27 protein-coding genes are annotated in these 22,972 nt (G+C 40.7%); 8 read left to right on the top strand and 19 right to left on the bottom strand.

Going from position 1 to position 22,972, the window contains the following annotated elements; all coding sequences use genetic code 11:
• Positions 1-4: 4 nt before the first annotated feature.
• Together ACULLH_RS13360 and mgrA are read right to left on the bottom strand one after the other, a co-directional pair.
• The gene (locus ACULLH_RS13360) at positions 5-1,492 is read right to left on the bottom strand and encodes a S10 family peptidase (RefSeq protein ID WP_454089256.1); all 1,488 of its coding nucleotides are present in this window, start codon (positions 1,490-1,492) and stop codon (positions 5-7) included.
• A gap of 43 nt (positions 1,493-1,535) precedes the next feature.
• Positions 1,536-2,552 carry an L-glyceraldehyde 3-phosphate reductase gene (gene mgrA / locus ACULLH_RS13355; RefSeq protein WP_454089255.1) on the bottom strand — a complete coding sequence of 339 codons (1,017 nt, stop codon included), beginning with the start codon at positions 2,550-2,552 and terminating at the stop codon, positions 1,536-1,538.
• A gap of 180 nt (positions 2,553-2,732) precedes the next feature.
• Between mgrA and ACULLH_RS13350 the strand changes: the two genes are divergently transcribed.
• On the top strand, positions 2,733-3,869 hold the full coding sequence (locus ACULLH_RS13350; protein ID WP_454089254.1) for a Gfo/Idh/MocA family protein: 1,137 nt from the start codon (positions 2,733-2,735) through the stop codon (positions 3,867-3,869).
• A 90-nt stretch (positions 3,870-3,959) separates the two neighbouring features.
• On the opposite strand, the gene ACULLH_RS13345 is transcribed toward ACULLH_RS13350, so the two are convergent.
• From ACULLH_RS13345 to ACULLH_RS13320, 6 genes are all read right to left on the bottom strand, one after another.
• Entirely contained in the window at positions 3,960-4,355 is a 396-nt protein-coding gene (locus ACULLH_RS13345) for an EthD family reductase (protein WP_454089253.1), read from the bottom strand.
• A gap of 74 nt (positions 4,356-4,429) precedes the next feature.
• Positions 4,430-4,882: a GNAT family N-acetyltransferase gene (locus tag ACULLH_RS13340; protein ID WP_454089252.1), complete on the bottom strand. Its 453-nt coding sequence runs from the start codon at positions 4,880-4,882 to the stop codon at positions 4,430-4,432.
• Between the two features lie 96 nt (positions 4,883-4,978).
• A complete protein-coding gene (locus ACULLH_RS13335) occupies positions 4,979-5,413 on the bottom strand; it encodes a cupin domain-containing protein (protein WP_454089251.1) in 435 nt (144 codons plus the stop codon).
• A gap of 11 nt (positions 5,414-5,424) precedes the next feature.
• On the bottom strand, positions 5,425-5,832 hold the full coding sequence (locus ACULLH_RS13330) for a gamma-glutamylcyclotransferase family protein (RefSeq protein ID WP_454089250.1): 408 nt from the start codon (positions 5,830-5,832) through the stop codon (positions 5,425-5,427).
• A gap of 58 nt (positions 5,833-5,890) precedes the next feature.
• Complete coding sequence (locus tag ACULLH_RS13325; RefSeq protein WP_454089249.1) at positions 5,891-6,655, bottom strand: TIGR02757 family protein; 765 nt, start codon at positions 6,653-6,655, stop codon at positions 5,891-5,893.
• Between the two features lie 9 nt (positions 6,656-6,664).
• Positions 6,665-7,327, bottom strand: a complete 663-nt coding sequence (locus ACULLH_RS13320; RefSeq protein WP_454089248.1) for an ABC transporter ATP-binding protein — start codon at positions 7,325-7,327, stop codon at positions 6,665-6,667.
• Between the two features lie 156 nt (positions 7,328-7,483).
• Between ACULLH_RS13320 and msrA the strand changes: the two genes are divergently transcribed.
• The 3 genes from msrA to ACULLH_RS13305 are packed head-to-tail and all read left to right on the top strand — an operon-like array spanning position 7,484 to position 8,983.
• Complete coding sequence (gene msrA / locus ACULLH_RS13315) at positions 7,484-8,044, top strand: peptide-methionine (S)-S-oxide reductase MsrA (RefSeq protein WP_454089247.1); 561 nt, start codon at positions 7,484-7,486, stop codon at positions 8,042-8,044.
• A gap of 2 nt (positions 8,045-8,046) precedes the next feature.
• Positions 8,047-8,646, top strand: coding sequence for a GTP cyclohydrolase I FolE (gene folE / locus ACULLH_RS13310; RefSeq protein WP_454089246.1), 600 nt, complete (start codon positions 8,047-8,049; stop codon positions 8,644-8,646).
• Between the two features lie 40 nt (positions 8,647-8,686).
• A complete protein-coding gene (locus ACULLH_RS13305; RefSeq protein ID WP_454089245.1) occupies positions 8,687-8,983 on the top strand; it encodes a hypothetical protein in 297 nt (98 codons plus the stop codon).
• A 193-nt stretch (positions 8,984-9,176) separates the two neighbouring features.
• Here the strand turns inward: ACULLH_RS13305 and ACULLH_RS13300 are convergent, their stop codons facing one another.
• The 10 genes from ACULLH_RS13300 to ACULLH_RS13255 form a co-directional block, all read right to left on the bottom strand.
• Positions 9,177-9,509, bottom strand: coding sequence for a hypothetical protein (locus ACULLH_RS13300; RefSeq protein WP_454089244.1), 333 nt, complete (start codon positions 9,507-9,509; stop codon positions 9,177-9,179).
• A gap of 40 nt (positions 9,510-9,549) precedes the next feature.
• Entirely contained in the window at positions 9,550-10,104 is a 555-nt protein-coding gene (locus ACULLH_RS13295; RefSeq protein WP_454089243.1) for a type 1 periplasmic binding fold superfamily protein, read from the bottom strand.
• Positions 10,105-10,116: 12 nt separating this feature from the next.
• Positions 10,117-12,516, bottom strand: a complete 2,400-nt coding sequence (locus tag ACULLH_RS13290; protein ID WP_454089242.1) for a TonB-dependent receptor — start codon at positions 12,514-12,516, stop codon at positions 10,117-10,119.
• 429 nt (positions 12,517-12,945) lie between these two features.
• Positions 12,946-13,461, bottom strand: coding sequence for a DUF6787 family protein (locus tag ACULLH_RS13285; RefSeq protein ID WP_454089241.1), 516 nt, complete (start codon positions 13,459-13,461; stop codon positions 12,946-12,948).
• A gap of 30 nt (positions 13,462-13,491) precedes the next feature.
• Complete coding sequence (locus tag ACULLH_RS13280) at positions 13,492-13,950, bottom strand: DUF6146 family protein (RefSeq protein ID WP_454089240.1); 459 nt, start codon at positions 13,948-13,950, stop codon at positions 13,492-13,494.
• Positions 13,951-14,019: 69 nt separating this feature from the next.
• On the bottom strand, positions 14,020-14,661 hold the full coding sequence (locus tag ACULLH_RS13275; RefSeq protein ID WP_454089239.1) for a DUF937 domain-containing protein: 642 nt from the start codon (positions 14,659-14,661) through the stop codon (positions 14,020-14,022).
• A 52-nt stretch (positions 14,662-14,713) separates the two neighbouring features.
• Positions 14,714-15,664, bottom strand: coding sequence for a D-2-hydroxyacid dehydrogenase (locus ACULLH_RS13270; protein WP_454089626.1), 951 nt, complete (start codon positions 15,662-15,664; stop codon positions 14,714-14,716).
• Between the two features lie 42 nt (positions 15,665-15,706).
• Entirely contained in the window at positions 15,707-16,042 is a 336-nt protein-coding gene (locus ACULLH_RS13265) for a four helix bundle protein (RefSeq protein WP_454089238.1), read from the bottom strand.
• A 29-nt stretch (positions 16,043-16,071) separates the two neighbouring features.
• Positions 16,072-17,136 carry a 3-phosphoserine/phosphohydroxythreonine transaminase gene (gene serC / locus ACULLH_RS13260; RefSeq protein WP_454089237.1) on the bottom strand — a complete coding sequence of 355 codons (1,065 nt, stop codon included), beginning with the start codon at positions 17,134-17,136 and terminating at the stop codon, positions 16,072-16,074.
• Positions 17,137-17,250: 114 nt separating this feature from the next.
• Complete coding sequence (locus ACULLH_RS13255) at positions 17,251-18,297, bottom strand: acyl-CoA reductase (RefSeq protein ID WP_454089236.1); 1,047 nt, start codon at positions 18,295-18,297, stop codon at positions 17,251-17,253.
• A gap of 90 nt (positions 18,298-18,387) precedes the next feature.
• On the opposite strand from ACULLH_RS13255, the gene ACULLH_RS13250 reads away from it, so the two are divergent.
• On the top strand, positions 18,388-18,741 hold the full coding sequence (locus tag ACULLH_RS13250) for a 4Fe-4S dicluster domain-containing protein (RefSeq protein ID WP_454089235.1): 354 nt from the start codon (positions 18,388-18,390) through the stop codon (positions 18,739-18,741).
• A gap of 3 nt (positions 18,742-18,744) precedes the next feature.
• Here ACULLH_RS13250 and speB read toward each other — a convergent pair whose 3' ends face one another.
• Positions 18,745-19,521 carry an agmatinase gene (speB, locus tag ACULLH_RS13245; RefSeq protein WP_454089234.1) on the bottom strand — a complete coding sequence of 259 codons (777 nt, stop codon included), beginning with the start codon at positions 19,519-19,521 and terminating at the stop codon, positions 18,745-18,747.
• 111 nt (positions 19,522-19,632) lie between these two features.
• On the opposite strand from speB, the gene ACULLH_RS13240 reads away from it, so the two are divergent.
• The 3 genes from ACULLH_RS13240 (at position 19,633) to ACULLH_RS13230 (ending at position 22,963) form a co-directional block, all read left to right on the top strand.
• Positions 19,633-19,761 carry a hypothetical protein gene (locus ACULLH_RS13240; RefSeq protein ID WP_454089233.1) on the top strand — a complete coding sequence of 43 codons (129 nt, stop codon included), beginning with the start codon at positions 19,633-19,635 and terminating at the stop codon, positions 19,759-19,761.
• Between the two features lie 146 nt (positions 19,762-19,907).
• Positions 19,908-21,002, top strand: a complete 1,095-nt coding sequence (gene ychF / locus ACULLH_RS13235) for a redox-regulated ATPase YchF (protein ID WP_454089232.1) — start codon at positions 19,908-19,910, stop codon at positions 21,000-21,002.
• A 101-nt stretch (positions 21,003-21,103) separates the two neighbouring features.
• Positions 21,104-22,963: a DNA topoisomerase IV subunit B gene (locus ACULLH_RS13230; protein ID WP_454089231.1), complete on the top strand. Its 1,860-nt coding sequence runs from the start codon at positions 21,104-21,106 to the stop codon at positions 22,961-22,963.
• Positions 22,964-22,972: the final 9 nt, after the last annotated feature.

Below are 22,972 nucleotides of genomic sequence, written 5' to 3'. Positions count from 1 at the left end.
TGAATTAATATTTAGCGCTTTTACCGGTAGCTGCGGTTCTCATAATAAATTCTCTTAGATCATCATTGGCCTTTTTAAGATCCTCCCGTCTTAGGTACATCATATGTCCTGAGCGGTAACCTTTGAATTCAAAACGATCTTTCATGCGTCCGCTTGGGTCAACCTGCCACATGGTATATTTGGCATTGAAATATGTGGTGGCGCCATCATAGTAACCCGATTGTACCAAAACATTCAGATATGGATTCTGCGCCATGGCCTGTCTAAGGTTGTCGCGCGTATTGTCATTCTCGTTGTTCCATGGGTGGACAGGACCGAACATATTGTATTTGATATCCGTTTTAAATTTCAATTCTTCTTGAAGATAATAGTTGATTGCCGGGGTAAAACTATGCAGCCAAGAGGTAAGCTCAGCCGAATAATCAGGACTTGCACCAAAGAGCTTTTTATCAATTCCCAAATAGCGACTGTCCAGTCTTCCAACATTATATCCGCCATTATCTTTCAATAAATTTTTCCAGAAGAACTGGGTAGGTACATCCAGATTGTGGTCCAGGATGTCTTTTTCCTTTAGCCCGGAATAGTAGGCCATTTTTTTGGCCACGCTTGTACGTTCCGCCTCTGAAATAAATCCTCCTTTGGCAATAGCGGGAATTAAGGTATTAACCGTGTATGCTTCAGATTCTGGCAAAACATCTAATAAATCTTTGCCTTGGAGTTCAGCAGGAAGAGCCTTATGATGCCATGCGGCGGCGGTATAATAAGGGAGGTTCAAGGCGCTTGAAACAGGTCCACCAACACGAATTACCTTGTAGTCTGCTGGTGAAACCATGATTACCCCATTGAGATACATCCACTGCTGATTCTGCAAGGCCAATGAAAGCCCCATTACCCGGGTTCCTCCATAACTTTCACCGATAATATACTTAGGAGAACGCCAACGGTTATTTCTTGTGACAAAGGTATTCAGCCATTCTGCCAAATATTTTACATCAGCATTAATACCAAAAAATTTATCCCTGTCCACTTTTTCACCCTTCTCTGGGATGGTTCTGGAATAACCGGTATTGGCCGGATTGACATAAACAATATCGGTAACATCCAATACAGAATACGGATTGTGTTTTACGCCATAGGGCTGCACAGGATAACCTTCATCGTCAATTTTGAGGATTCGAGGCCCTGTATAGGCCAGGTGCATCCATACAGAACCTGAACCTGGACCTCCGTTGAAGGAAATCAACAATGGGCGTTCGGCTCTGTTTCTTACGTTGTTTCTCGTATAATAGGTGTAGTGTAATGAGGCAACAGGTTCACCCATTTCATCCCAAACAGGTTGTGTCCCCGTGGTTGCAGTGTAATTGATATTCGTACCATTGATGGTTACATTGTGTTGTGTGGTGACAGTGGTGTCCACTGGTAATTTTCTACTTTGCGCAAAGGCAATGGAACTGCACATGAGAATGTACAGCATTAGCTGGATTTTTTTCATTTTATATTTGAATTAGTCAGATTCTTATACAATTGACGCTACTCTACGCTAAAATAGCTTCGATTTCAGCTAGCTCTTCTTTACTGAACGTCAAATTATCCAATGCTTTTATATTGTCCAAAAGTTGTTCGGTTCTACTTGCACCTATCAACACCGTGGTAATACGCTCATCTTTTAATACCCAGGCCAATGCCATTTGTGCCAGACTTTGATTTCTCGAATTGGCTATAGCATCCAATTTTTGGACCTTCTCCAAAACTTCCGGGGTGATTTGGTCGGATTTTAGATAACGCGCATCCTTGGCTGCCCTGGAATCTTTCGGAATTCCTTTTAAATATTTGTTAGTCAATATACCTTGCTCCAAAGGCGAGAACGGAATGGAACCAATACCTTTTTCACCCAAAACATCAAGGAGTCCATCCTCAACCCATCTGTCCATCATATTGTATCGCGGTTGGTGAATAAGCAATGGTGTTCCAAGATCCTTTAAAATTTCATAAGCTTTAGCAGTATCTTCTGCATTGTATTGCGATATCCCCACATAAAGTGCTTTGCCCTGTTGAACTATATGGTGCAATGCTCCCATGGTTTCTTCCAGAGGTGTTTCTGGATCGGGTCTATGATGATAGAAGATATCTACATATTCCAACCCCATTCTGGCCAAGCTCTGATCTAGACTGGCAATTAAATATTTTCTTGAGCCATAGTTGCCATAAGGCCCTGGCCACATATCCCATCCAGCTTTGGAGGAGATAATCAGTTCATCCCGGTAATTTTTGAAGTCTTTGGCGAAAAGACGTCCGAAGTTGTCTTCAGCGGCGCCGTAGGGAGGGCCATAGTTATTTGCAAGGTCGAAATGGGTTATTCCGTGGTCAAAAGAAGTTCTTAGGATTTGACGGGCGTTATTAAAGTCGTTCGTATGTCCGAAATTATGCCAAAGTCCCAAGGAAATCATTGGAAGTAACAGTCCGCTTTTGCCACAGCGTCTGTATTGCATTTTTTCATATCTACTTTCGTCTGGAATGTAATTGTCAATTCCAAAGGAATCATTCAAGGCCATAATTTAAAGGTATAGTTGTTTTTTAAGGGAACTAAATTTATCACATTTCCATAGAGATATTACCGTTTTGGAGATTTTAACTTAAATTTTTGATAATGCCAGATTTTGAAGAAGTATATTCAAAATAAATCATGCCGAATGTTTTATTTCTAACACCTAAATACTTCAAAAGCGAACACTATGGACAAACTTTCTAGACGGGATTTTAATACCAAGTTGGTTAAAGGCACAAGTGCAGCTGCCTTGATGTCGGTATCTCCTTTGGCTTGTGCCATGGGCACAAAAATCAACAAAAAGAAGTTGGGAATAGCACTTGTTGGCCTGGGGAGCTACAGCACTTATCAGCTGGCACCTGCACTTTTGGAAACGGAGCATTGCTATCTGGCGGGAATAGTGACAGGGACTCCTGAAAACGAAAGTGCATGGGCTCGTAAATATGACATTCCGGACGCGAATATTTATAACTATGAAAATTTTGATGACATCGCTAAGAACGATGCCATTGATGTTGTTTACGTGGTACTTCCGAATAGTATGCATGCTGACTTTTCCATCCGGGCGGCGAAGGCAGGGAAACATGTCATTTGTGAAAAACCCATGGCCATGAACGTGGAGGAATGCGATGCTATAATTGAAGCGTGCAAAGAAAACAATGTAAGGTTAGGAATGGGATATCGATTGCATTCTGAGCCTTTTACCCAAGAAATAAAACGTATCGTTAGGAACAAAACATTTGGGAGGATCAACTACATTTCTGCAGATGCGGGTTATCGGTCCATGTCAAATCCGGAACAGTGGAGACTTAACAAAGCGCTATCTGGCGGAGGGGCATTGATGAACATGGGGGTTTATGCCATCCAAAGTGTTATTTACGGCACTGGGGAGAACCCTATATCCGTTTCAGCACAGGAATATAGTACCCGTCCAGATTATTTCAAGGAAACCGATGAAACCATTACAGCCCAGTTTGAGTTTAAAAGCGGAGTAGTTGGTAGCATAATGACCTCCCATAACATTCGCGCCAATAGACTTTTTGCTTCCTGTGAGCGGGGATGGTACGAACTTGACCCGGCTAGCACCTATATTCCTTTGGCAGGCAGAACTTCAGACGGTCCGATGGATTTCCTCCAAGAAAGTCAACAAAAATTGCAAATGGATGATTTTGCCAAGCATATTTTATTCAATCAGGAGAATAGGGCTCCTGGAGAGATGGGTAGGAGGGATATGGTCATCGTGGAGGCTATCTATAAATCCATTGCTGAAGGTGGAAAGAAGATAGATTTAAACTTCTCTCCGAACTATGGATTTGGAGGATAATTATTTAATATAAAGGATAATACAAATCTTATTTAAAGTTTAACTATAAGATTATTTTTGACACTTTCCAAACCCAGCCCCTAAACCAATTTATTCAAAAATCTCGCTGATTTGAACCACCGGCTGAATGTTGGTATAGTTTGGTATGTCGCCCACAATTTGTTCCGCATTTGGACCAAAGGCATTTTGGTAGTCTGAAAGTTGGTCAAAATACAAATACCCGATGGCCAAGTAGGGAATAGGTTCGTCGGGTGTCCTGCCGCTTATCCCCTTATCAATGGCATAATGTTTTAATGCATCCCCCAGTAAATCGGCTACCATGGGCATATGGTTTTTGGAATAGTAATCCATATCAAAGGTTTTTCCATCACTGTTGGGATATAGTATAGTCACTTTGACCATGCCTTTTTCGCTTTTGGACGCAGGTTGTTGGCAGCTGACAAAGATTAATATAATGCCAAGGATTAGAAAGATTCTGGCCTTCATTTTGTTTGGTTTATTGGTTTGCTTAAAGGTAACATTTTTAAGACCGCTTTTGTTCATATAGGTGGGGTTCATAATTATTTTAATCGCAATCCATAAATTCTGGATTCCTCTCCCCACGGATGATACCCTTGACCCACATATTCGAATCCATGTTTTTCGTAATAGCCCACATGTTGGGTTGATAAATAGATATCTTCAAAACCGGCAGCAATGGCGTCTGATTTTGCTTTTTCCATGAGCAAGGAGGCATACCCGTTTCCGCGATGTTTTTCTTCAATAAATAGGGCACAGATCCATGGATACAAATCACCTCGGCTGATAAAATCATTGCTGATGAGTCCAGCACAACCTATGATATCATCGCCATTTTCCAACAAATACCATTGTGGCAGGGGATGTTTTGCACCAATACTGTGCGAAATACAATCTTCATATATAATTGGCAAAACACTAGGCCAGGCATTCTGGAAATACTGGATAGCCGCATTTTTTATTTCGGGCTTGTTCCTAACCGATAAGATTCTCATTTTTTAATTTTTTACTGTCTTATACCATCCAACTACTCCTTTGTGGAGTTGCCGATAAAAATATGCTCATGACATGTTGATTAATTCGTTCGGAAGTTATGCTTCATAGATATCAAATTCCGCAGAAACAGCCTTCATTAATTCAGCATTTGCAAAATCATCATCGGTCATTTTCGATAGTTTTTCCAGATACAGATCAAACTGGCCATTCTTAAATATTGTGAGCATTTTGCCCCCTTTTTTGCAACTTGCGGCATGCCAAACATTGGGCGGAACCGTGATGGTATCCCCGGGTTTTGCCGTTATGGATTCGTCGTCAAAAATTAACTCGACCTCACCTTCGAGTATGTAGAAGACTTCGGTCATTATTTTGTGGTGATGCCTGCCTAAATAAAACCCTGGCTTCAACGTATCTTCAACAAAACACAATTCTCCATTTGTGGAACGGGATGATAGTTTAACGAAGCAGTGATCTTGTGAGTAATTATAGTTTTCACCATTCCCATTCCGGATAATTTCTTTTTCTTTCATTTTTGTTGGTATTATTTTGTCATCTTTTTGATTTTTTCCAAATAAATAACTGGAAAACCCATTTGTTCTGCCAATGTGTGAAGTGACAAGGCGTATGAAGCATTGGTTCCAGTAAGGGACTCCAAAGGCAGATTGTAACAGATTGCCTTAACGGAAGTACCGTTGGCTATTACCACATCAATCTCTTCGGGAATATAATCGGAAACGCTTTTTTCGGCATAAAGTTTTTGAATCGCTTCGGCATCGCAGGTCATCACAACACCATAAGATTTTTCATTTTTAATTGGAATCAAAGAGGCGCGATTTCCAATTTTTAAGGCATAATCATTAAGGCAGCCTTTTCGCGGATTTATGGGCTTAATCCCATTTTTCAATAAAATATCCCGATCCATAAATAGGCCGTAAAAAAACACCTCCATTTTCTATCATATTTGGTTGAAATAAAGATACTACTAAATAAAAATGGATAAAAGGACTCTAGAAATGCTCAAAAACACCTAGACCAAATAGGGCAAAATCATATTTCACAGGATCCAGGGCGTCAAGTTTTCTTAGATTTTTATCTAATGCAGCCAAAGCTTTGGCATCATTTTGCTTTCGTTTCAGGAGTTTGAGTTTTCTGGCGACATTTCCGGAATGTACATCCAAAGGACAGGAGAGCTGGCCTGGGTTTAGACTTTTCCAGAGTCCAAAATCCACTCCGGTGGTATTGTCCCGAACCATCCAACGCAAAAACATATTGATACGCTTGGCAGCTGAACCTTTTAGGGGATCAGAAACATGCTTTTGGGTCCTTGATTGATGGGGGAGTTCAAAAAATGTGGATTTAAATTGGGAAATGGCCGCTTGCAATGAATCTTTTTCTTGGTGTTTGGCAAAGACCGATTCCAATCCATCGTGATTCTGATATATGTTTTTTAAACCTTGGATAAAATAGGTCAGGTCAATTCCATTGAAGGTTCGGTGTACAAAAGGCCCTAATTTTTCCAAATCATTTTCTGAGTGATTCAGCACAAAATCACACGGAGCGTTATCCAAGAGCTCCATCAAGCGAACGGAATTTTTGATAATACTTTTTCGATTCCCCCAAGCAATGGTAGCCGTCAAAAAACCACTGATTTCAATATCCTCTTTTTTAGAAAATCGATGTGGAACTTGAATGGGGTCATCTTCCAAAAATTTGGGATGGTTGTATTGCTCCACCTTTTCATCCAAAAAATCTTTGAGCTCAGATTGGGTCATAGCAGCGAATCAGGAGACTATTTGCCCATCGACCATGGTCAATTTGCGGTCTGCCATATTGGCCAATTCAGTATTATGGGTGACCAAAACAAAGGTCTGCCCGAACTCATCCCGAAGCTTAAAAAACAACTTGTGCAGGTTGTCAGCGCTCTCAGAATCCAAATTACCACTGGGTTCATCGGCCAAGATCACTGATGGATTATTTATTAAGGACCGCGCAACGGCTACGCGTTGTTGCTCACCTCCGGAAAGGGCATTGGGCTTATGGTCATGGCGATTGTTCAACCCTAAAAAGTCCAACAATTCCTTGGCCTTTTTTTCGGCTTCGGCTCGTGGTGTCTTTTTAATAAATGCTGGAATACAAACATTTTCCAAAGCTGTAAACTCAGGCAACAGCTGGTGAAACTGAAAAATGAATCCTACATGCTCGTTTCTAAATCGGGCCAAGGGCTTATCCTTCAGTTGTAAAACATCAATATCGTTGACCGAGAGCGAACAATCATTTGGGTTGGATGGAGCATCCAAAGTGCCTAGAATCTGTAGCAGCGTTGTTTTACCTGCACCAGAAGCACCAACAATGGAGACGACTTCCTTTTTTTGTATTTCCAGGTCAACTCCCTTTAGCACCTGCAGTTGTCCATAACTTTTTTGAATGTTTACAGCTTTGATCATTAAAGTTGCTTTATGTTGTGAAAGTAATGATTACTGGTCGCATGCAAAAGTCGAGATTTTAAATAAAGTTTTCCGCTTGCTTTACGACTTTTAAGAGTATTTAATTAAAACCAATGGTTGTAGAATCGACATCTTTGGTTTACTTTACATCTACAAATGGACAATCAAAACAATACGAAGTTGGAAACAGCCATTTTTGCCGGAGGCTGTTTTTGGTGTACCGAAGCGGTATTTCAGCGTCTTAATGGGGTATATGAAGTCAAATCGGGCTATACAGGAGGCTCGATTAAGAATCCTGCTTACCGTGAAATATGTACAGGACGCACCGGACATGCCGAGGCCATTGAAATTACTTTTGATCCTAACCAAATTACATACAACGAACTCCTAGAAGTGTTTTTCGCCACCCATGACCCAACTACCTTAAATCGTCAGGGTAATGACGTGGGGACGCAATATCGTAGCGAAATTTTTTACACCACCCCGGAACAAAAAAGACTCGCTGAAGAGTTTATTGGCTTATTGGAACAAGAAAAGGTCTTCGGAGCTCCTGTAGTGACTGCCGTTTCAGAAGCACAGCCTTTTTATTTGGCAGAAGAAGAGCATCAAAATTATTATAATGGCCATAAGTCGCAACCGTATTGCCAGTTCATTATTGATCCCAAGATCAAAAAATTGAACAAGCATTTCTCGAACAAGCTAAACACTATAAAATAACCATGGCACCATATAAAAACTTAGAGGAATACAACATAGAGGTCACCAACGAGGTGAAGGACAGATTTTCCCGGATTATTGATGAAATAGGGGAGGATGTCAACCGGGATGGACTTTTAAAAACCCCGGAACGTGCAGCAAAGGCAATGTTGTTCCTTACACAGGGATACAAACAAAATGCGGAGGAAATTCTTAAAGGAGCCATGTTTAAAGAGGATTACGATGATATGGTTATCATAAAGGATATTGAGGTGTATTCGCTATGCGAACACCATATGCTTCCTTTTTTTGGCAAGGCCCATATTGCATACATTCCCAACGGATATATCGTGGGATTGAGCAAAATACCTAGAATTGTGGATGTCTTTGCACGGCGATTACAGGTACAGGAGCGTTTGACACATGATATATTGGAATGTATCAACGACACCTTAAAACCTCAAGGTGTGGCTGTGGTAATCGAAGCTGCCCACATGTGCATGATGATGCGTGGGGTGCAGAAACAGAATTCAGTTACGACAACTTCAGGGTTTCGAGGACAATTTGAAAAAATTGAGACCCGAAACGAGTTTCTGAAGTTGATAAGCTCCGATTTGTCTTAATCGATTTCTTCATCTCATTTCGATTTCCTATTTTTCATCAATGGGAAAAGAAAAAGACCCCAAGTACAAACACTTACTGCTAGGACTGCTGTTTGATGGCATTGGAATGCTTTCTTTTGCGATACCCGGTATAGGGGAGTTTTCCGATGTAATTTGGGCTCCGGCCGCAGGTTGGCTTATGACCCGCATGTACAAAGGAAAAATTGGACAAGCGGCGGGAATTGTAACTTTTGTTGAAGAACTTGTTCCCGGATTGGATATAATACCGTCCTTCACCATCATGTGGATTTACACCTACGTGATTTCCAAGAATAAAAAACTAAAAGAAAGCCGCTAAAGCGGCTTTCCAACTAACCTAAATCTAAAATTGCTTCAAAAGCGTGATTTTACTGATGAATGGGTAGTATTTCCTAATGCCACATAACAGACGGTTCTGTTTGAATAGATAAAAGTTTGAAGGTTCAAAAGAACCAACCTGGTTTTGATGTACACGGAATAACGGTTATTTCCACTGTACTATAAAAAGAAGTTTAAGGAGTAGATGGAGGTCCTCTTCGAAGATTTAGACCAAGAAAAGGCTGCACTATTGCAAAGTCTCCACGGGAAGTTACAACGTACTTTGCAATGATATTCAAAGCGATTTTTGGTGCAAAAAAGAAGGTGGCAGGCTTTACATTTAATTTAGCACATAAGTCACATTCATAATCTATACCATAAATCGCCTCATTACTATTATCAACCTTATTTTGGGAATGAAATTCCGTATGTGAAGTGAAAACATGGATAGCAGCAAAGCCCCATTGAAACAACAAAATAGCGGCCAAAAAAGAACTGAACCTTATATGTTTGTTTTCTGTTTTCACGGTTTTCCAATTGTAAAAGGACAAAAGCCTTTTGCCTGTATTAGTTAATGGTCAAGTTAAAAGTTTCGGTAATATCGGTTTCTCCACCTGCATCTGCCAAGGTACCGTCGTTGGGTTTCTTTGGCTCATGACGCAGTGTAATGGTTAATGTAGCTGCACCTGCTGTATCCGTGTTGAGAGTAAATAGAATTCCAACAGGATTCCCATTTCCATCCTGATCACCATAGGTTACACTTCCAATGGATCCGGAGATATTAAAAAAGAATTGATGTTCTTCATCTTCTGCCGCTACTTCTTCGGTTATATTTTCTGCTGGAGTCTCTGTTTCGTTCAAGAGAACAATAGTTCCGGTATAAGCCGTATTGCCAGCGAGGGGGCCAGAAACTGTGACTACAGGGGCATTAGGGCCATCACCATCTAAATCCCGAGTTTGTAAGGTGACGTTATCACCTCCGCCCGAGGGTACCAGCGTAACCGTCATGGTAGTAATAGTTTCTTCTTCGTTTACTTCCTCTGGGTCGTTGTCATCGCTAGAACAAGCAACAAATAAATGCCCTGCAACTAGTGCCAATGATAAGAATTTGATTGTTTTCATTTTAATAAAGGTTTAATAGTTAAATTTTAATTGAATAATAAAGTTCCTACCCAGATCATCAGCGAAGAATCGCTGACGGTTCAGGTAGTCCCGGTAATTTGTATTTAAAAGGTTGTTTACGACCAATGAAGTGGTCAAGTTTGTGCCATGTCCAAAAGGAAATTCCAGCTTTGATGTAAGTCCCAACAGGTGATAGGTATCTGGAGCTGTATTGATCTCCAGCAGCACATCCTGTTGTTGTTCAGGTGAAAAGACCATGATGTTTTCAGGTACTTCATTCTGTCTAAAAACATATTGACTTTCCAACGAGAGCTCAAATTTTTTCCATTCTGGTCTACTGAAAGTTATTTTATTCCGCAAATTGGCCGATGGAATATTGATGAGGGGCATGTTATTTGAAATATCCCTTCCTTTTACCAAAGAGAATCGATGCTCGGTCCTTAATTGGTTAGTCCAATCCGAATATATCGAAGCGTCAAGTCCTAGCAATCTTGCGTCTGTCTGCCGATATTCCCAAACTGGAAAAGCTCCACGTAAGTTAAGCTCAACTCCAGAAGGTTCTAAGAGCAAAAAGTTGTTGACCCAATTGGCAAAGGGTTCAAAAACAAAACCCCAGTTATCGAAATCCTTGCCATAGGAAACCGATACTTTATTTGAGGTTTCACTACCCAGGCGTAAATCCCCCAACTCAATTCTCGCAGCTGAATGATGCAAGCCATCGCTGAACAATTCAGAAGGGTTCGGAGCCCTTTGGGCAAGGGCATAATTGATTTTAAGGCTCGAATCATCGTTAAACTCAAGGTAACCACCTATTGTAGCGGATACGTTGTGGTAGTTAAAAATTGGATTTACCAACAATTGCGTGCCTAAGTCTTCAATGACCAAATCTTGGAACTCTGCATCATAACCGCGTTCTTCCCAACGGGTGGTGCGATAGAATTTTTTTGCATCGATACGACTAAAGTCATATCGTACCCCGCCTTCCAACAATAATTGATCTGTAATCTGGTATTCTCCAATAATAAAACTGCCAAAATCGAACTTTTCATAATCAGGAATCAAACGGCGCACACCCGTGTCAGGATTGGCAAAATTGTCCTGGTATCTACCTAAAAGACCCACTTGCAACTGATGCCCTTCCTTTGCATCCCATTTAAAATCAGTGGTAAGCGTATGGGTAGTAAGTTCAAGATCTATGGAAGCCCTGTTATCTCGTTCCCCTCTGCGGATATCAAATTCGAATCTTCTGTTATTTTGAAAGTCATATTGCACATTCCATTTCCCAAGACCTTCAAATCTTTTATAGAAATTAAGTTTACCCAAATGATGGGTCACCTCTTGTCTAGGATTCTGAAGGTCATAAGTGAAAGATCTAATAATCGCGGGTTGCCCACTGTTGATGCTGCGGATCAAATCATCAACATTACCAATGTGGGAAGCTCTTAAAATTGCTATTTCCGTATTAAAATATGAATATCGAGCATCCCAGCCCCATGTAAACTGACGCTTTCCAAATTGTAGGGAGGCCCCAATCTCTTGCACTCCTGTGTTGGATAGAATATAATCAGGTGCCTCGCGGTCACCTAATCGTTTGAAAGACCCCTGGCCTTTAACAAACCACCCATTTTCGAAGGCTTTTGTCAACTCTGAGGTAATATTTCCTCCTCGACCATTGGACATGCCATTCAACAAGGTCTTTCCGTATAAAGTATCCTTAGCAGGAACCCTGGCTTGTTCCATTATGATGACACCACCGATGGCGTCGCCTCCGTATTGCAGTGACGAAGCACCTTTGATAACAGAAACGGCACCTACTGCGTTGATATCGATATTTGGGGCATGTTCATCACCCCATTCCATATCCTGCATTCGAACACCATCATTTAAGATCAATACGCGGCTACCATTTAAACCATGAATAGCTGGTTTCACAATATTGGAACCCGTATTTAGTGAGGAAACCCCACCTAATTCCTTTAAAGCATCGCCCAAACTAGCTGAACTGTAGAGTTCAAGCGTTTTTAATTTTAGTTTCTCTTCTTGCGCGGAATTGGTCTTATCGTTTATGGCATCCCCAACTACATTTACCTCATCAAGCTCTTCCAAGTGGTGTTCCAGTTTTATATCAAATACAGTGACCCCACCGACTTCAACATCGATGAACACAGTGGTACATTCTGGATGGGAAACTTCCAACTGATATTGACCTTGACATAGGTTAGGAATGTTATACCTCCCTTCCTTGTCCGTCATTACCTCCAAATTGGTGTCCACTATGGAAACACTTGCTCCCTCCAAAGGTGTTTTGCTGTGATAATCTGTCACTTGTCCCTTAAGAATGTCTTTGCATTCTTGTGATTTGCCCTGTAATGGTATTACAGTTAAAAGAACGATGAAAAGCATTGCTCTCATTCTCAATACAATAAGTTAAATGTGTTTGTGATGTTTCCCTGAAGAAACCTAAGAAATCGGGTAGGGGTAGCCTAGGCTATGCTGGCAGGTGGGGGCCTGGAAAAAAGGAGAAAGTTAAATCCAGTAGTCTTGCACTGTTGACTTTCAAAGAATATAAGAGCCCCCTGAGCTAATACTGTTGTTGAAACTTCTGGAGATTCAACTTGCAATTGGAAATCAGAACTCTGATTTTCCATAGCAATCTCGCAAGTGGAACAATTCTCTACTGAATCCGCCTCTGTATCATCATGGGTATATACGTGAAGTGCCGATACCTTGACAAGCATCAGGGTGGCAAACAACAAAAACCCAAAAAGTTTCTTAAAGCCGGGCATATTCTCGCAAAGGTATATTTTTTGAAATAAAGAAATATGTTAACAAAACCATAATTTATGGGAGCAAAAAGCCCAATCCCATACGTTTCAGCATTTTTTTCTCAAAATTCCAGAAGAAACGGAACTGTCCAAAAAGCCATCCAAAGCATACCAATAGCACCTGATAAATTGGGAAAATGAGTAAAATCCGGATTGTCCAGAAAATCCACCCACTTATTTTTCCCTGTTGTATTCCCAAGAAATCGGTAAATGGGCCGGCCAATTTTCCAGAGACACTTCCTGTTATGGCGAATACGATAAAAATGGCGATCATTTCCCAGCGTTCTTCTACGGGCCACTTATTGGCCAACTTTTTAAAGCACCATAGAAAGAATCGAATCATTAAAAAATATAAGATAGCACCCACACCTAAGGTGAAAACCCATTCAGCGGTGGTATTGTTAAGGTCAAAAAGGTGCAAAAGACGTCTCGCAATAACGTAGGCGGTCAACATAACCAGTGCAACACCAAAAATGGGAAAGAAAAGTTGCCAGTTTTTAGAGATGTCCCAGCGTGTTTTTATTTTTTCCATCAAACAAAATTCGACGGCTAAAATAGCACATTAAATTCTAGGAAGAAAAGGACCTAATCGCTGATTATATTTCCGTTGGAAATAAATAAAATAATTGTAGAGCTTGTAATTGACTTCGTAACCATAGTCTATGCCCGGATCATAGTCAATTCGCAGTTCATACAAATTGGAATTAAAAAACTGCGGCTGCAAGACCCTTTGATTCCATGCAATGACCATTAACTGATTTCGGTTCTCCAAAAAACTTTGGGAATAATAGCCTTCAGGTCTCGCTATACTTTGTAGCCAAGTAAAAAAACCAGGTTCAATAATAATGATTTCGTATTCGGTCTCGTCATCCTTAATCTCAACTTTTTCCTCATCATCCGAATCGAAATAGGCTTGTTCATCTGGCGTAATGTCCAGTGCTTGTTTTTGCGAGGTGCAAGAAAGTAACATTGCTGTAGACACAAAAACTCCAATAATATGATATAAAACTCTCTTTTTCATAATATTAAAGTACAAAAAAAGCCATTTGAACAAACAAATGGCCTTGTTAAATAAAGTTAATGTCCTAGTTTACTTTCCAAAGAGTCCTCCCAAAAGGCCACCTAGACCACTTTTTTTCCGTCCTCCGCTGTTGAGGACCATTCCGGCTAAATCATCCACAACACTTCCATCCCCATCAGAATCCAAAAAAGTTTCAATAAGGGATTGTTGCTTTCTGGCAGAGCTTCCACCACCCATTAATCCACCTAAAAGGCCACTAAGGGCATCGGGACTGCTTACTTTTTGTTGTCTTGTTTGTTTTCCTAGATATCCGAGCAGGATAGGGGCCGCGATTTTCAAAATTTGCGAGATGGTTCCGGCGTCCATTCCAGATTTACTGCTCAGTGCATTCTCTACTTGAGGTTGTTTAGCACCAAAGACATGTCCTAGAATTCCTGCACCGTCATCCATCACACCTTTATCCACGCCACCACCGAAAAGACCTCCAAGATCGTCCAATATACTTCCATCATGTTTTGATGAAAGGGCATTCAGTAAGCCTTCAGCTCCACTCGAAGTGGAGGTATTTTTTTTCATAGCACCCATTAAAAGGGGCATGGCCATACTTAAAACATCTGCTGTTTTATTTTCAGGTTGTCCCGTTTGACCGGCTACTCCGCTAATCAATTGTTTCCCCATCGGGCTATTCAATAAATCTAATAATCCTGACATTTTGTAGTGTTTAGTTTAGAAGGACAATGTACAAAAAGAAAAAGTATCGAACCTACTTTAGCAAATTGATAATTTGATCCGCCAATTCCAAACCTATCCTGTCCTGTGCTTCTTTGGTTGCTGCACCGATATGGGGGGTCAAGGAGATTTTTGGATGCATCAATATGCGGATTTCAGGACTTGGTTCGGATTCAAAAACATCCAGTCCCGCAAATGCGATTTTTCCACTTTCCAATGCATCTATCAGCGCAACCTCATCCAAAACCCCACCTCGTGAAGCATTGATTACCGCAGCGCCTGTTTTCATCATATCAAATTCCTTTTTGCCCAACACATAGTTTTTTTGGGCAGGCACATGAACGCTTATGAAATCTGATTCTTTTAGCACCGACTCCAAATCAATACTTTCCAACTCAAACTTCACGGATTGACCATCAAAAAAGGGCACTTCCAAGGTAGCATCGGTTACTATCTGATCGTTGAAAATGACTTTCATGCCAAGTCCCAAAGCCATTTTGGCAACGGCCTGACCAATGCGTCCAAAACCGATAATTCCGATGGTCTTTCCCCGTAATTCGATACCTCCAGCATAGCTTTTCTTCAACTGTTTGAACTTGCTGTCGCCATCAAGGGGCATGTTTCGGTTAGAATCGTATAAAAACCGTACACCACCGAACAAATGGGCAAAAACCAATTCCGCCACTGATTCGGACGAAGCGGCAGGAGTATTGATGATGTGTATGCCCTTTGACTTCGCATAAGACACATCAATATTGTCCATGCCAACACCACCACGACCTATCAGTTTTAGATTAGGGCATGAATCAATCAATGATTGTCTAGCCTCAGTTGCACTTCGAACCAAGAGCGCATCAATATTGTTGCTATTGATAAAATTCTCGAGTTGCTCCTGGGCCACTTTTGTTGTTATGACTTCAAAGCCTTCAGATTGAAGTTTGTCTATTCCAGATTGGGCGATACCGTCGTTGGCTAAAATTTTAATCATAATTTTTAGTGCTAAATTTTAAGTTGTCAGTGTTGTGTGCTAAACGGTTTCTTGACTTGTCTTGACAATCTTGGTTAAAATTTTAATAATCTGATCTATTTCATTCAAAAATGAGGATAAATCGACGGCAATCAAGTCACTTTCATTTAAAAGCCTTAACCAGTACCTTGTTTCTCTAGCTTCTTTAGAAGCTATTGACATCTTATGTGTAAAATCTTTTTTAGTTAGTCCAGCACCAGCCTCGGCCACGTTTGCTCCAATACTTGTCGCGGATCTTAATAGTTGATCTGCAAATATGTATTCTCTCTTATTTCGCAGCTTTTTCACCAATGAAATAATGGCAAGAGAAAATTTAAAACTTCTTTCCTCAATCAATATTCAACACTTAACATTACAAAGTAACCTTATCCTTTCTTTTCCAATTCGCTCATAATATCCACCAGTACACCAACACTTTCCAAGGGTAGGGCATTGTACATAGAAGCTCTATATCCTCCGACTGAACGGTGACCATTGATGCCACTTATTCCGGCTTCCTTGCACTTTTCATCAAAAATCTCTTTAAGTGTTTCATTCGTTATATTGAAGGTGGCATTCATAATGGAACGATCCTCTTTGGCCGCGAATCCAGAGAAAACAGGGTTTAGCTCTATTTCCGAGTAAATAAGATTCGCCTTTCGTTCGTTGATTTCTTCAATAGCTTCAATTCCACCTAAATCTTTCAACCACTGCATGGTGAGCATGGAAGTGTACACGGCAAACACGGGAGGAGTGTTGAACATACTGTCCTTGCTAGCATGCACTGAGTAATCCAGCATAGAAGGGATTTTTCTGGATACTTTGCCCAAAATATCTTCTTTTACAACAACAAGAGTGGTACCAGCAGGCCCCATGTTTTTCTGGGCTCCGGCGTAAATTATATCGAATTTTGAAAAATCCAATTGACGGGAAAAAATATCGGAACTCATGTCACAAACCAACGGGACATCGGTTTTCGGGAATTCCTTTATTTGGGTTCCAAAAATGGTGTTGTTGGATGTAAGATGTAGGTAGTCCAAATCTTTTGGAATAGTATAACCTTTGGGTATATAATTGAAGTTCTGGTCTTGGGACGAAGCTACTTCGGTAATTTCCCCAAACAATCTGGCCTCTTTTATCGCTTTAAGGCTCCAGGTTCCAGTATTAACGTAACCTGCTTTTTTCTCCAATAAGTTATAGGCGGCCATCAAAAATTGTGTGCTTGCACCTCCTTGAAGAAACAATGCTTGGTAACCTTTGCCTTCCAGACCCAACAATTCCAAAGCCAAAGAACGGGCTTTCTCCATAATCGCAACGAACTCCTTGCTTCGGTGCGAAATCTCTATTAATGAGAGTCCTATGCCGTCCAGTTCAACAACTGCTTCAGATGCTTTTTGCATCACTTCTTGAGGTAAGATACAAGGTCCTGCGCTAAAATTGTGCTTTTTCATGTGTTCGTTAAAAGAGTCTTTGTTGCAGGATTACTGCGAGAAACCCTGCATGGTTATTTTTAAATAAGCGATAAAGGTCTAAAAAAAACTTGGATATGAAAACAATGGTTTTGGCTAAAGTTCCAACAAGAATTTCATGGTATCGACGCCATCGGCATAATCATCCAATTTAGGTTTTTGGGTTCGACCGAATGCAATTTCATTGTCAAACAAGCCATCCGACACTATACATTGAATATCCTCGGCTTTGCTTGTCAATTCGTTCTTCAGATCACTTTCCGAATTATAAAAGGTATAAAATAGGGATGCAATAGGTGAGGAAAAGCTTGCATCCTCTTTTAAGATCAAAAATCCATTGTCCAGAATTTTAAACCCGCTCATCAAATAAACCGCCTTGTTGTAATCGTAGTTATTGGCATATTTGGTTTGATGGATTATATCTTTGAACGAGAATAAGGCATTAAAGAGCTTGTCGAAATCATAGTCTTGGGGGATGTAAACTCTGGAGACATTCCGGCACCCCAATCCGTAGTACCTAAAAATATCTTCTCCCAGTGCTGTTAGCTGCTCTTCGGACTCATTTCCTGTCAAGATGGCAACGGCATTCCTGTTTTTTCTAATAATATTTGGCTTTTTACCAAAGTAGTATTCAAAATAACGGCTGGTATTGTTGCTACCAGTTGCAATTACGGCATCAAAATGTTCAAACTTGCCTTCTGTATATTCTATGGAACCTTGAAGACTTTGATCTTCCTGCATTAAAAAATCCGATAAAAACGGTAGCAAAACATTGTCGTTCGAAGATGTCTTGGCTAGCACCTTATTGCCCGAAAGCAGAATACAAATGAAATCATGGAACCCTACAAGTGGAATGTTGCCTGCCATTACCACGCCAATGGTCTTAGGTTTTTGCTCCTTGGCGAAAGTGTATTTTGAAAGCCATTGCATCAGATTTTCCTCTGTCAGCAACAGTGACCAATGTTCCAGTGTATACAAAAGATTCTCCTTGGTAAACCATGAATTCTGTTGCTCCGCCCTGACCAGGACATCATTAAATGATGCAAAGATTCCTTCGGAATCTGAATTGTGATTTTCACAAAATTCCTTAAGATAATTTCCAAGTTTAACAAAAGCTTTCAATCTTTGGTTATCTGCCGTCATTATATTTGTACACTAATTTGGTAGGGTTTATTTTTGTCCTCCAAAAGTAAGCATGCTGAAATGATTTCGGCATAACGGAAAAGGAAAATTATGGCAATTATCATAACAGACGAATGCATTAACTGCGGAGCTTGCGAACCAGAATGCCCGAATACTGCAATTTATGAGGGGGCTGATGAGTGGAGATACAGTGATGGAACTTCTTTGGTGGGGGATGTTGTGCTTCCTGATGGCAAAGCGGTAAATGCGGATGAGGTGCAAGAGCCCATTAGCGACGAGATTTATTATATAGCTCCTGATAAATGTACAGAATGCATGGGCTTCCATGAAGAGCCGCAATGTGCTGCGGTATGTCCTGTGGACTGCTGTGTTCCCGATGAGGACAGGGAAGAGTCTGAGGATGTACTTCTAGGGAAGCAGAGGTTTATGCACCCTGAAGGGTAGCTACTAAAGCATTTTAGCAGCAATTTCCTTAAATAATTTTGCGCTGACCATAGCGGTTATCTTGTTGATGTCTCGTGTTGGATTGTATTCTACGATATCCGCGCCCACTATGGGAACATCAATTTTCTGAATAATATCGATTACTTGTCGTGTACTTAGGCCACCAGGTTCATGATGCGAGACTCCTGGAGCAAACGCCGGATCAAGGGCATCCATATCCAAAGAAAGGTATACGGGATTTTTGAATTCAGGCATTTTGAAAGCTTCAAAATCCTTCATTTCATTGATTTTCACGCCAAACTTTTTGGCATTCGCCCGTTGTGTATCGTTTAAAGTTCGGATCCCGACTTGGTGTAAATTTTCGGCAAGTCCGTTCTTCATGATGTTGTAAAAAGGGCAGGCATGGGAATAGGGGTCACCTTCAAAATTTTCATATAGATCACCATGAGCATCAATATGTAAAATATCCAACTTCCCATGGATCGCATGGAATGCTTGGATAATGGGAAAGGTTATGGAATGGTCCCCACCGAAGGTTATGACGGGATTTCCCATCTCCAGGTTTTTTGAAGTTGTCTTGGAGATATCAAAATAATCTTTGATGTCATGGTCACCTGTATCCTCAAACAATTCTGGTGCTATAAGACTGCCGTCCTCTGCATAATAATTGGCGGAGTGACTATGGTATGCTTCCCGAATTAACGCCGGAGCTAGACCAGGGCCTCTTAAAAATGAGGATTTTTCATCATAGAGGATTCCTTGAACGGTAATTTTGGCCATAACCCAAATTTAAAAAATTGAAATGCGAACCTAGGGGTTAATTTCGATATCGCCAAAGAATTGTATCCTACTATTTCTTGTTATTTTTGCATGATTTTGCAAAATGAAACTATGGAGGAAAAGGAACAGGAGTACAAAGGATTTTGGAAAAATGCCGGCTGTATACTTTCGGTACTGGCCATTTTAGGTATCATCGCCATCTTTGTAATTGGCCTGTATATGTTGATAAAAGGCTTTTAGCTTCTTTAAACATAGTTTTCTATCTAAAACTTCAACTTATATTTGCAGCCTTAAATCAATGAACAATTGTCAATGTTCAGTAAGCAAAGAGGATAAACGAGAATCTGATGACTTATTACTGAAATCTGACATCTAATATCTTTTGAATGAAAGCTGGTATTGTAGGATTACCCAATGTTGGAAAATCAACGCTCTTTAATTGTCTGTCCAATGCGAAGGCGCAAAGCGCCAATTTTCCGTTCTGTACCATCGAACCAAATATTGGGGTGGTAAATGTTCCTGACCCAAGATTGGAAAAATTGGAAGACTTGGTAAATCCAGAAAAGGTTATTCCTGCAACTGTTGAGATTGTCGATATTGCCGGTTTGGTCAAAGGAGCCAGCAAAGGAGAAGGATTAGGGAACCAGTTTTTGGGAAATATCCGGGAAACTGACGCCATTTTGCATGTGCTTCGGTGTTTTGACAATGACAATATCGTTCATGTTGATGGATCCGTGGACCCTATGCGGGACAAGGAAACCATTGATATGGAGCTTCAACTAAGGGATTTGGAAAGTGTTGAGAAGAAATTGGATAAGGTAAAGCGCGCTGCCAAAACAGGAAACAAAGAAGCTCAAAAGGAAGAAGCGGTCTTAAATGTTTTAAAGGAAGGTTTGGAAGCTGGAACGTCTGTTCGGGCCATAACAGTAGGTGAGGAGGATAGAGATGCCTATGTTAAACCTTTACAATTGATTACGGACAAACCAGTGATGTACGTTTGCAATGTGGATGAAGATGCCGCGGCGGAAGGCAATGCCTATGTTGAACAAGTAAAGGAGGCTGTTGCTGATGAAAATGCAGAAGTAATTTTCCTTGCCGTTGGAACGGAAGCGGATATTACGGAGCTGGAAACTTATGAAGAACGACAACTTTTCTTGGAAGACCTCGGATTGACAGAACCTGGTTCTGCAAAGCTTATTCGTGGGGCCTATAGATTATTGGATTTGGAAACCTACTTTACCGCAGGACAAAAGGAAGTAAGGGCTTGGACCATTCCAGTGGGAGCGACCGCTCCTCAGGCCGCAGGAGTCATTCACACCGATTTTGAAAAAGGCTTTATCCGCGCGGAGGTCATTTCCTATACTGATTATCTAGATTATGGCAGTGAGACCAAAGTAAAGGAAGCGGGCCGTATGCGAGTAGAAGGGAAGGAATACGTTGTAAAAGACGGGGATGTCATGCATTTTCGTTTTAATGTATAACAGAATATAGGTATATCAACAGTATTTGTTGATTACTTTCCCTTGTCCACACTTTTATTTTTATCTCTAAATTTTATATTAGCGAGGATTAACCCTTACTAATGGCACAAACCCAGTATACAGAAGACAACATACGTTCGTTGGATTGGAAGGAGCATATCCGTATGCGCCCTGGAATGTACATTGGTAAACTCGGAGATGGTTCTTCTGCGGATGACGGAATCTATATTCTCCTTAAGGAGGTTATCGATAACTGTATCGATGAGTTTGTCATGGGTGCAGGTAAGACCATCGAGATCAATATTCGGGAAAATGTTGTCCATGTTAGGGATTACGGACGTGGAATTCCACTGGGAAAGGTGGTGGATGTTGTTTCCAAAATGAATACCGGTGGAAAATACGACACACGGGCCTTTAAGAAATCGGTCGGATTAAACGGGGTTGGTACCAAAGCGGTAAATGCGCTTTCAACTTACTTCAAGGTAGAATCCAATCGTGATGGTAAATCAAAAACTGCAGAATTTGAGACCGGAAACTTGGTCAACGAGGAGCTTTTGGATGAAACTTCGAGAAGACGAGGCACCAAGGTAAGCTTTACTCCAGATGAGACCATCTTCAAAAAGTACAAGTATCGTAATGAGTATGTGGAACGCATGCTCAAAAACTATGTATATTTAAATCCAGGACTTACGATTGTCTTCAATGGTGAAAAATTCCATTCAGAAAATGGTCTAAAGGATTTATTGGAGGATAACAACAATCAGGAAGATTTTCTATATCCTATTATTCACCTAAAAGGAGATGATATAGAAGTGGCAATAACCCATAGTAAGACCCAATACAGCGAGGAGTATCATTCTTTTGTCAACGGGCAGCATACAACCCAGGGCGGGACCCACCAAGCAGCATTTAGAGAAGCAATTGTAAAGACCGTGAGGGATTTTTACGGTAAAACCTACGATGCATCCGATATCCGGAAATCGATAATATCTGCCGTATCCATTAAAGTAATGGAGCCGGTTTTCGAAAGTCAGACTAAGACCAAGTTAGGTTCTACGGACATGGGTGGCAAATTGCCCACGGTGAGAACTTATATCAATGATTTTATAGGAAAATATCTTGATAACTTTCTTCATAAGAATCAGGAAACCGCCGATGCCTTACAACGAAAGATTGTTCAGGCAGAAAAAGAACGCAAAGAACTTTCAGGTATACGAAAACTGGCAAGGGAGCGGGCTAAAAAAGCAAGTCTGCATAACAAAAAGCTAAGGGATTGCCGTATTCATTTACAGGATATGAAGAAGGATAGAAGGTTGGAATCCACCCTGTTTATCACAGAGGGTGATTCAGCTTCAGGTTCCATTACCAAATCAAGGGATGTGAATACCCAGGCTGTTTTTAGTTTGCGTGGAAAGCCCTTGAATTCTTATGGGATGTCCAAGAAGATTGTATATGAGAATGAGGAATTCAATTTGCTTCAGGCTGCGCTGAACATCGAAGAGTCGATGGAAGACCTTCGATACAACAATATTGTAATAGCTACGGATGCCGATGTGGATGGTATGCATATTCGCTTGTTGCTCATTACTTTCTTTCTTCAATTTTTCCCCGAGCTGATCAAGGAAAACCACCTGTATATTTTACAGACCCCGCTTTTTAGGGTTAGAAATAAAAAGGAAACTATTTATTGCTATAGTGAGGAAGAAAAGCGAAACGCGATTCAAAAACTTACTGGTAAACCAGAAATAACCCGATTTAAGGGGTTGGGTGAGATTTCTCCGGATGAATTCCAGCACTTTATAGGAGATGATATTCGTTTGGAACCGGTAATGCTGGATAAAGCGATGAGCATTGATAGTTTGTTAAAATTCTACATGGGTAAAAATACCCCTGATCGTCAAGAATTCATTATAAAAAATCTTAAAGTAGAACTTGATTTAGTTGAAGAAAAGCAACTATAAACCAAATAA

The sequence above is a fragment of the Flagellimonas sp. 2504JD4-2 genome, assembly GCF_053642935.1.
The sequence above is the reverse complement of the archived record's forward strand: the minus strand, read 5'-3'. Positions and strand labels throughout refer to the sequence as shown.

Coding starts and splice junctions, on each gene's coding strand:
- ACULLH_RS13360 (WP_454089256.1), bottom strand. CDS start 1,492: ATGAAAAAAATCCAGCTAATGCTGTACATTCTCATGTGCAGTTCCATT.
- mgrA (WP_454089255.1), bottom strand. CDS start 2,552: ATGGCCTTGAATGATTCCTTTGGAATTGACAATTACATTCCAGACGAA.
- ACULLH_RS13350 (WP_454089254.1), top strand. CDS start 2,733: ATGGACAAACTTTCTAGACGGGATTTTAATACCAAGTTGGTTAAAGGC.
- ACULLH_RS13345 (WP_454089253.1), bottom strand. CDS start 4,355: ATGAAGGCCAGAATCTTTCTAATCCTTGGCATTATATTAATCTTTGTC.
- ACULLH_RS13340 (WP_454089252.1), bottom strand. CDS start 4,882: ATGAGAATCTTATCGGTTAGGAACAAGCCCGAAATAAAAAATGCGGCT.
- ACULLH_RS13335 (WP_454089251.1), bottom strand. CDS start 5,413: ATGAAAGAAAAAGAAATTATCCGGAATGGGAATGGTGAAAACTATAAT.
- ACULLH_RS13330 (WP_454089250.1), bottom strand. CDS start 5,832: ATGGAGGTGTTTTTTTACGGCCTATTTATGGATCGGGATATTTTATTG.
- ACULLH_RS13325 (WP_454089249.1), bottom strand. CDS start 6,655: ATGACCCAATCTGAGCTCAAAGATTTTTTGGATGAAAAGGTGGAGCAA.
- ACULLH_RS13320 (WP_454089248.1), bottom strand. CDS start 7,327: ATGATCAAAGCTGTAAACATTCAAAAAAGTTATGGACAACTGCAGGTG.
- msrA (WP_454089247.1), top strand. CDS start 7,484: ATGGACAATCAAAACAATACGAAGTTGGAAACAGCCATTTTTGCCGGA.
- folE (WP_454089246.1), top strand. CDS start 8,047: ATGGCACCATATAAAAACTTAGAGGAATACAACATAGAGGTCACCAAC.
- ACULLH_RS13305 (WP_454089245.1), top strand. CDS start 8,687: ATGGGAAAAGAAAAAGACCCCAAGTACAAACACTTACTGCTAGGACTG.
- ACULLH_RS13295 (WP_454089243.1), bottom strand. CDS start 10,104: ATGAAAACAATCAAATTCTTATCATTGGCACTAGTTGCAGGGCATTTA.
- ACULLH_RS13290 (WP_454089242.1), bottom strand. CDS start 12,516: ATGAGAGCAATGCTTTTCATCGTTCTTTTAACTGTAATACCATTACAG.
- ACULLH_RS13285 (WP_454089241.1), bottom strand. CDS start 13,461: ATGGAAAAAATAAAAACACGCTGGGACATCTCTAAAAACTGGCAACTT.
- ACULLH_RS13280 (WP_454089240.1), bottom strand. CDS start 13,950: ATGAAAAAGAGAGTTTTATATCATATTATTGGAGTTTTTGTGTCTACA.
- ACULLH_RS13275 (WP_454089239.1), bottom strand. CDS start 14,661: ATGTCAGGATTATTAGATTTATTGAATAGCCCGATGGGGAAACAATTG.
- serC (WP_454089237.1), bottom strand. CDS start 17,136: ATGAAAAAGCACAATTTTAGCGCAGGACCTTGTATCTTACCTCAAGAA.
- ACULLH_RS13255 (WP_454089236.1), bottom strand. CDS start 18,297: ATGACGGCAGATAACCAAAGATTGAAAGCTTTTGTTAAACTTGGAAAT.
- ACULLH_RS13250 (WP_454089235.1), top strand. CDS start 18,388: ATGGCAATTATCATAACAGACGAATGCATTAACTGCGGAGCTTGCGAA.
- speB (WP_454089234.1), bottom strand. CDS start 19,521: ATGGCCAAAATTACCGTTCAAGGAATCCTCTATGATGAAAAATCCTCA.
- ACULLH_RS13240 (WP_454089233.1), top strand. CDS start 19,633: ATGGAGGAAAAGGAACAGGAGTACAAAGGATTTTGGAAAAATGCCGGC.
- ychF (WP_454089232.1), top strand. CDS start 19,908: ATGAAAGCTGGTATTGTAGGATTACCCAATGTTGGAAAATCAACGCTC.
- ACULLH_RS13230 (WP_454089231.1), top strand. CDS start 21,104: ATGGCACAAACCCAGTATACAGAAGACAACATACGTTCGTTGGATTGG.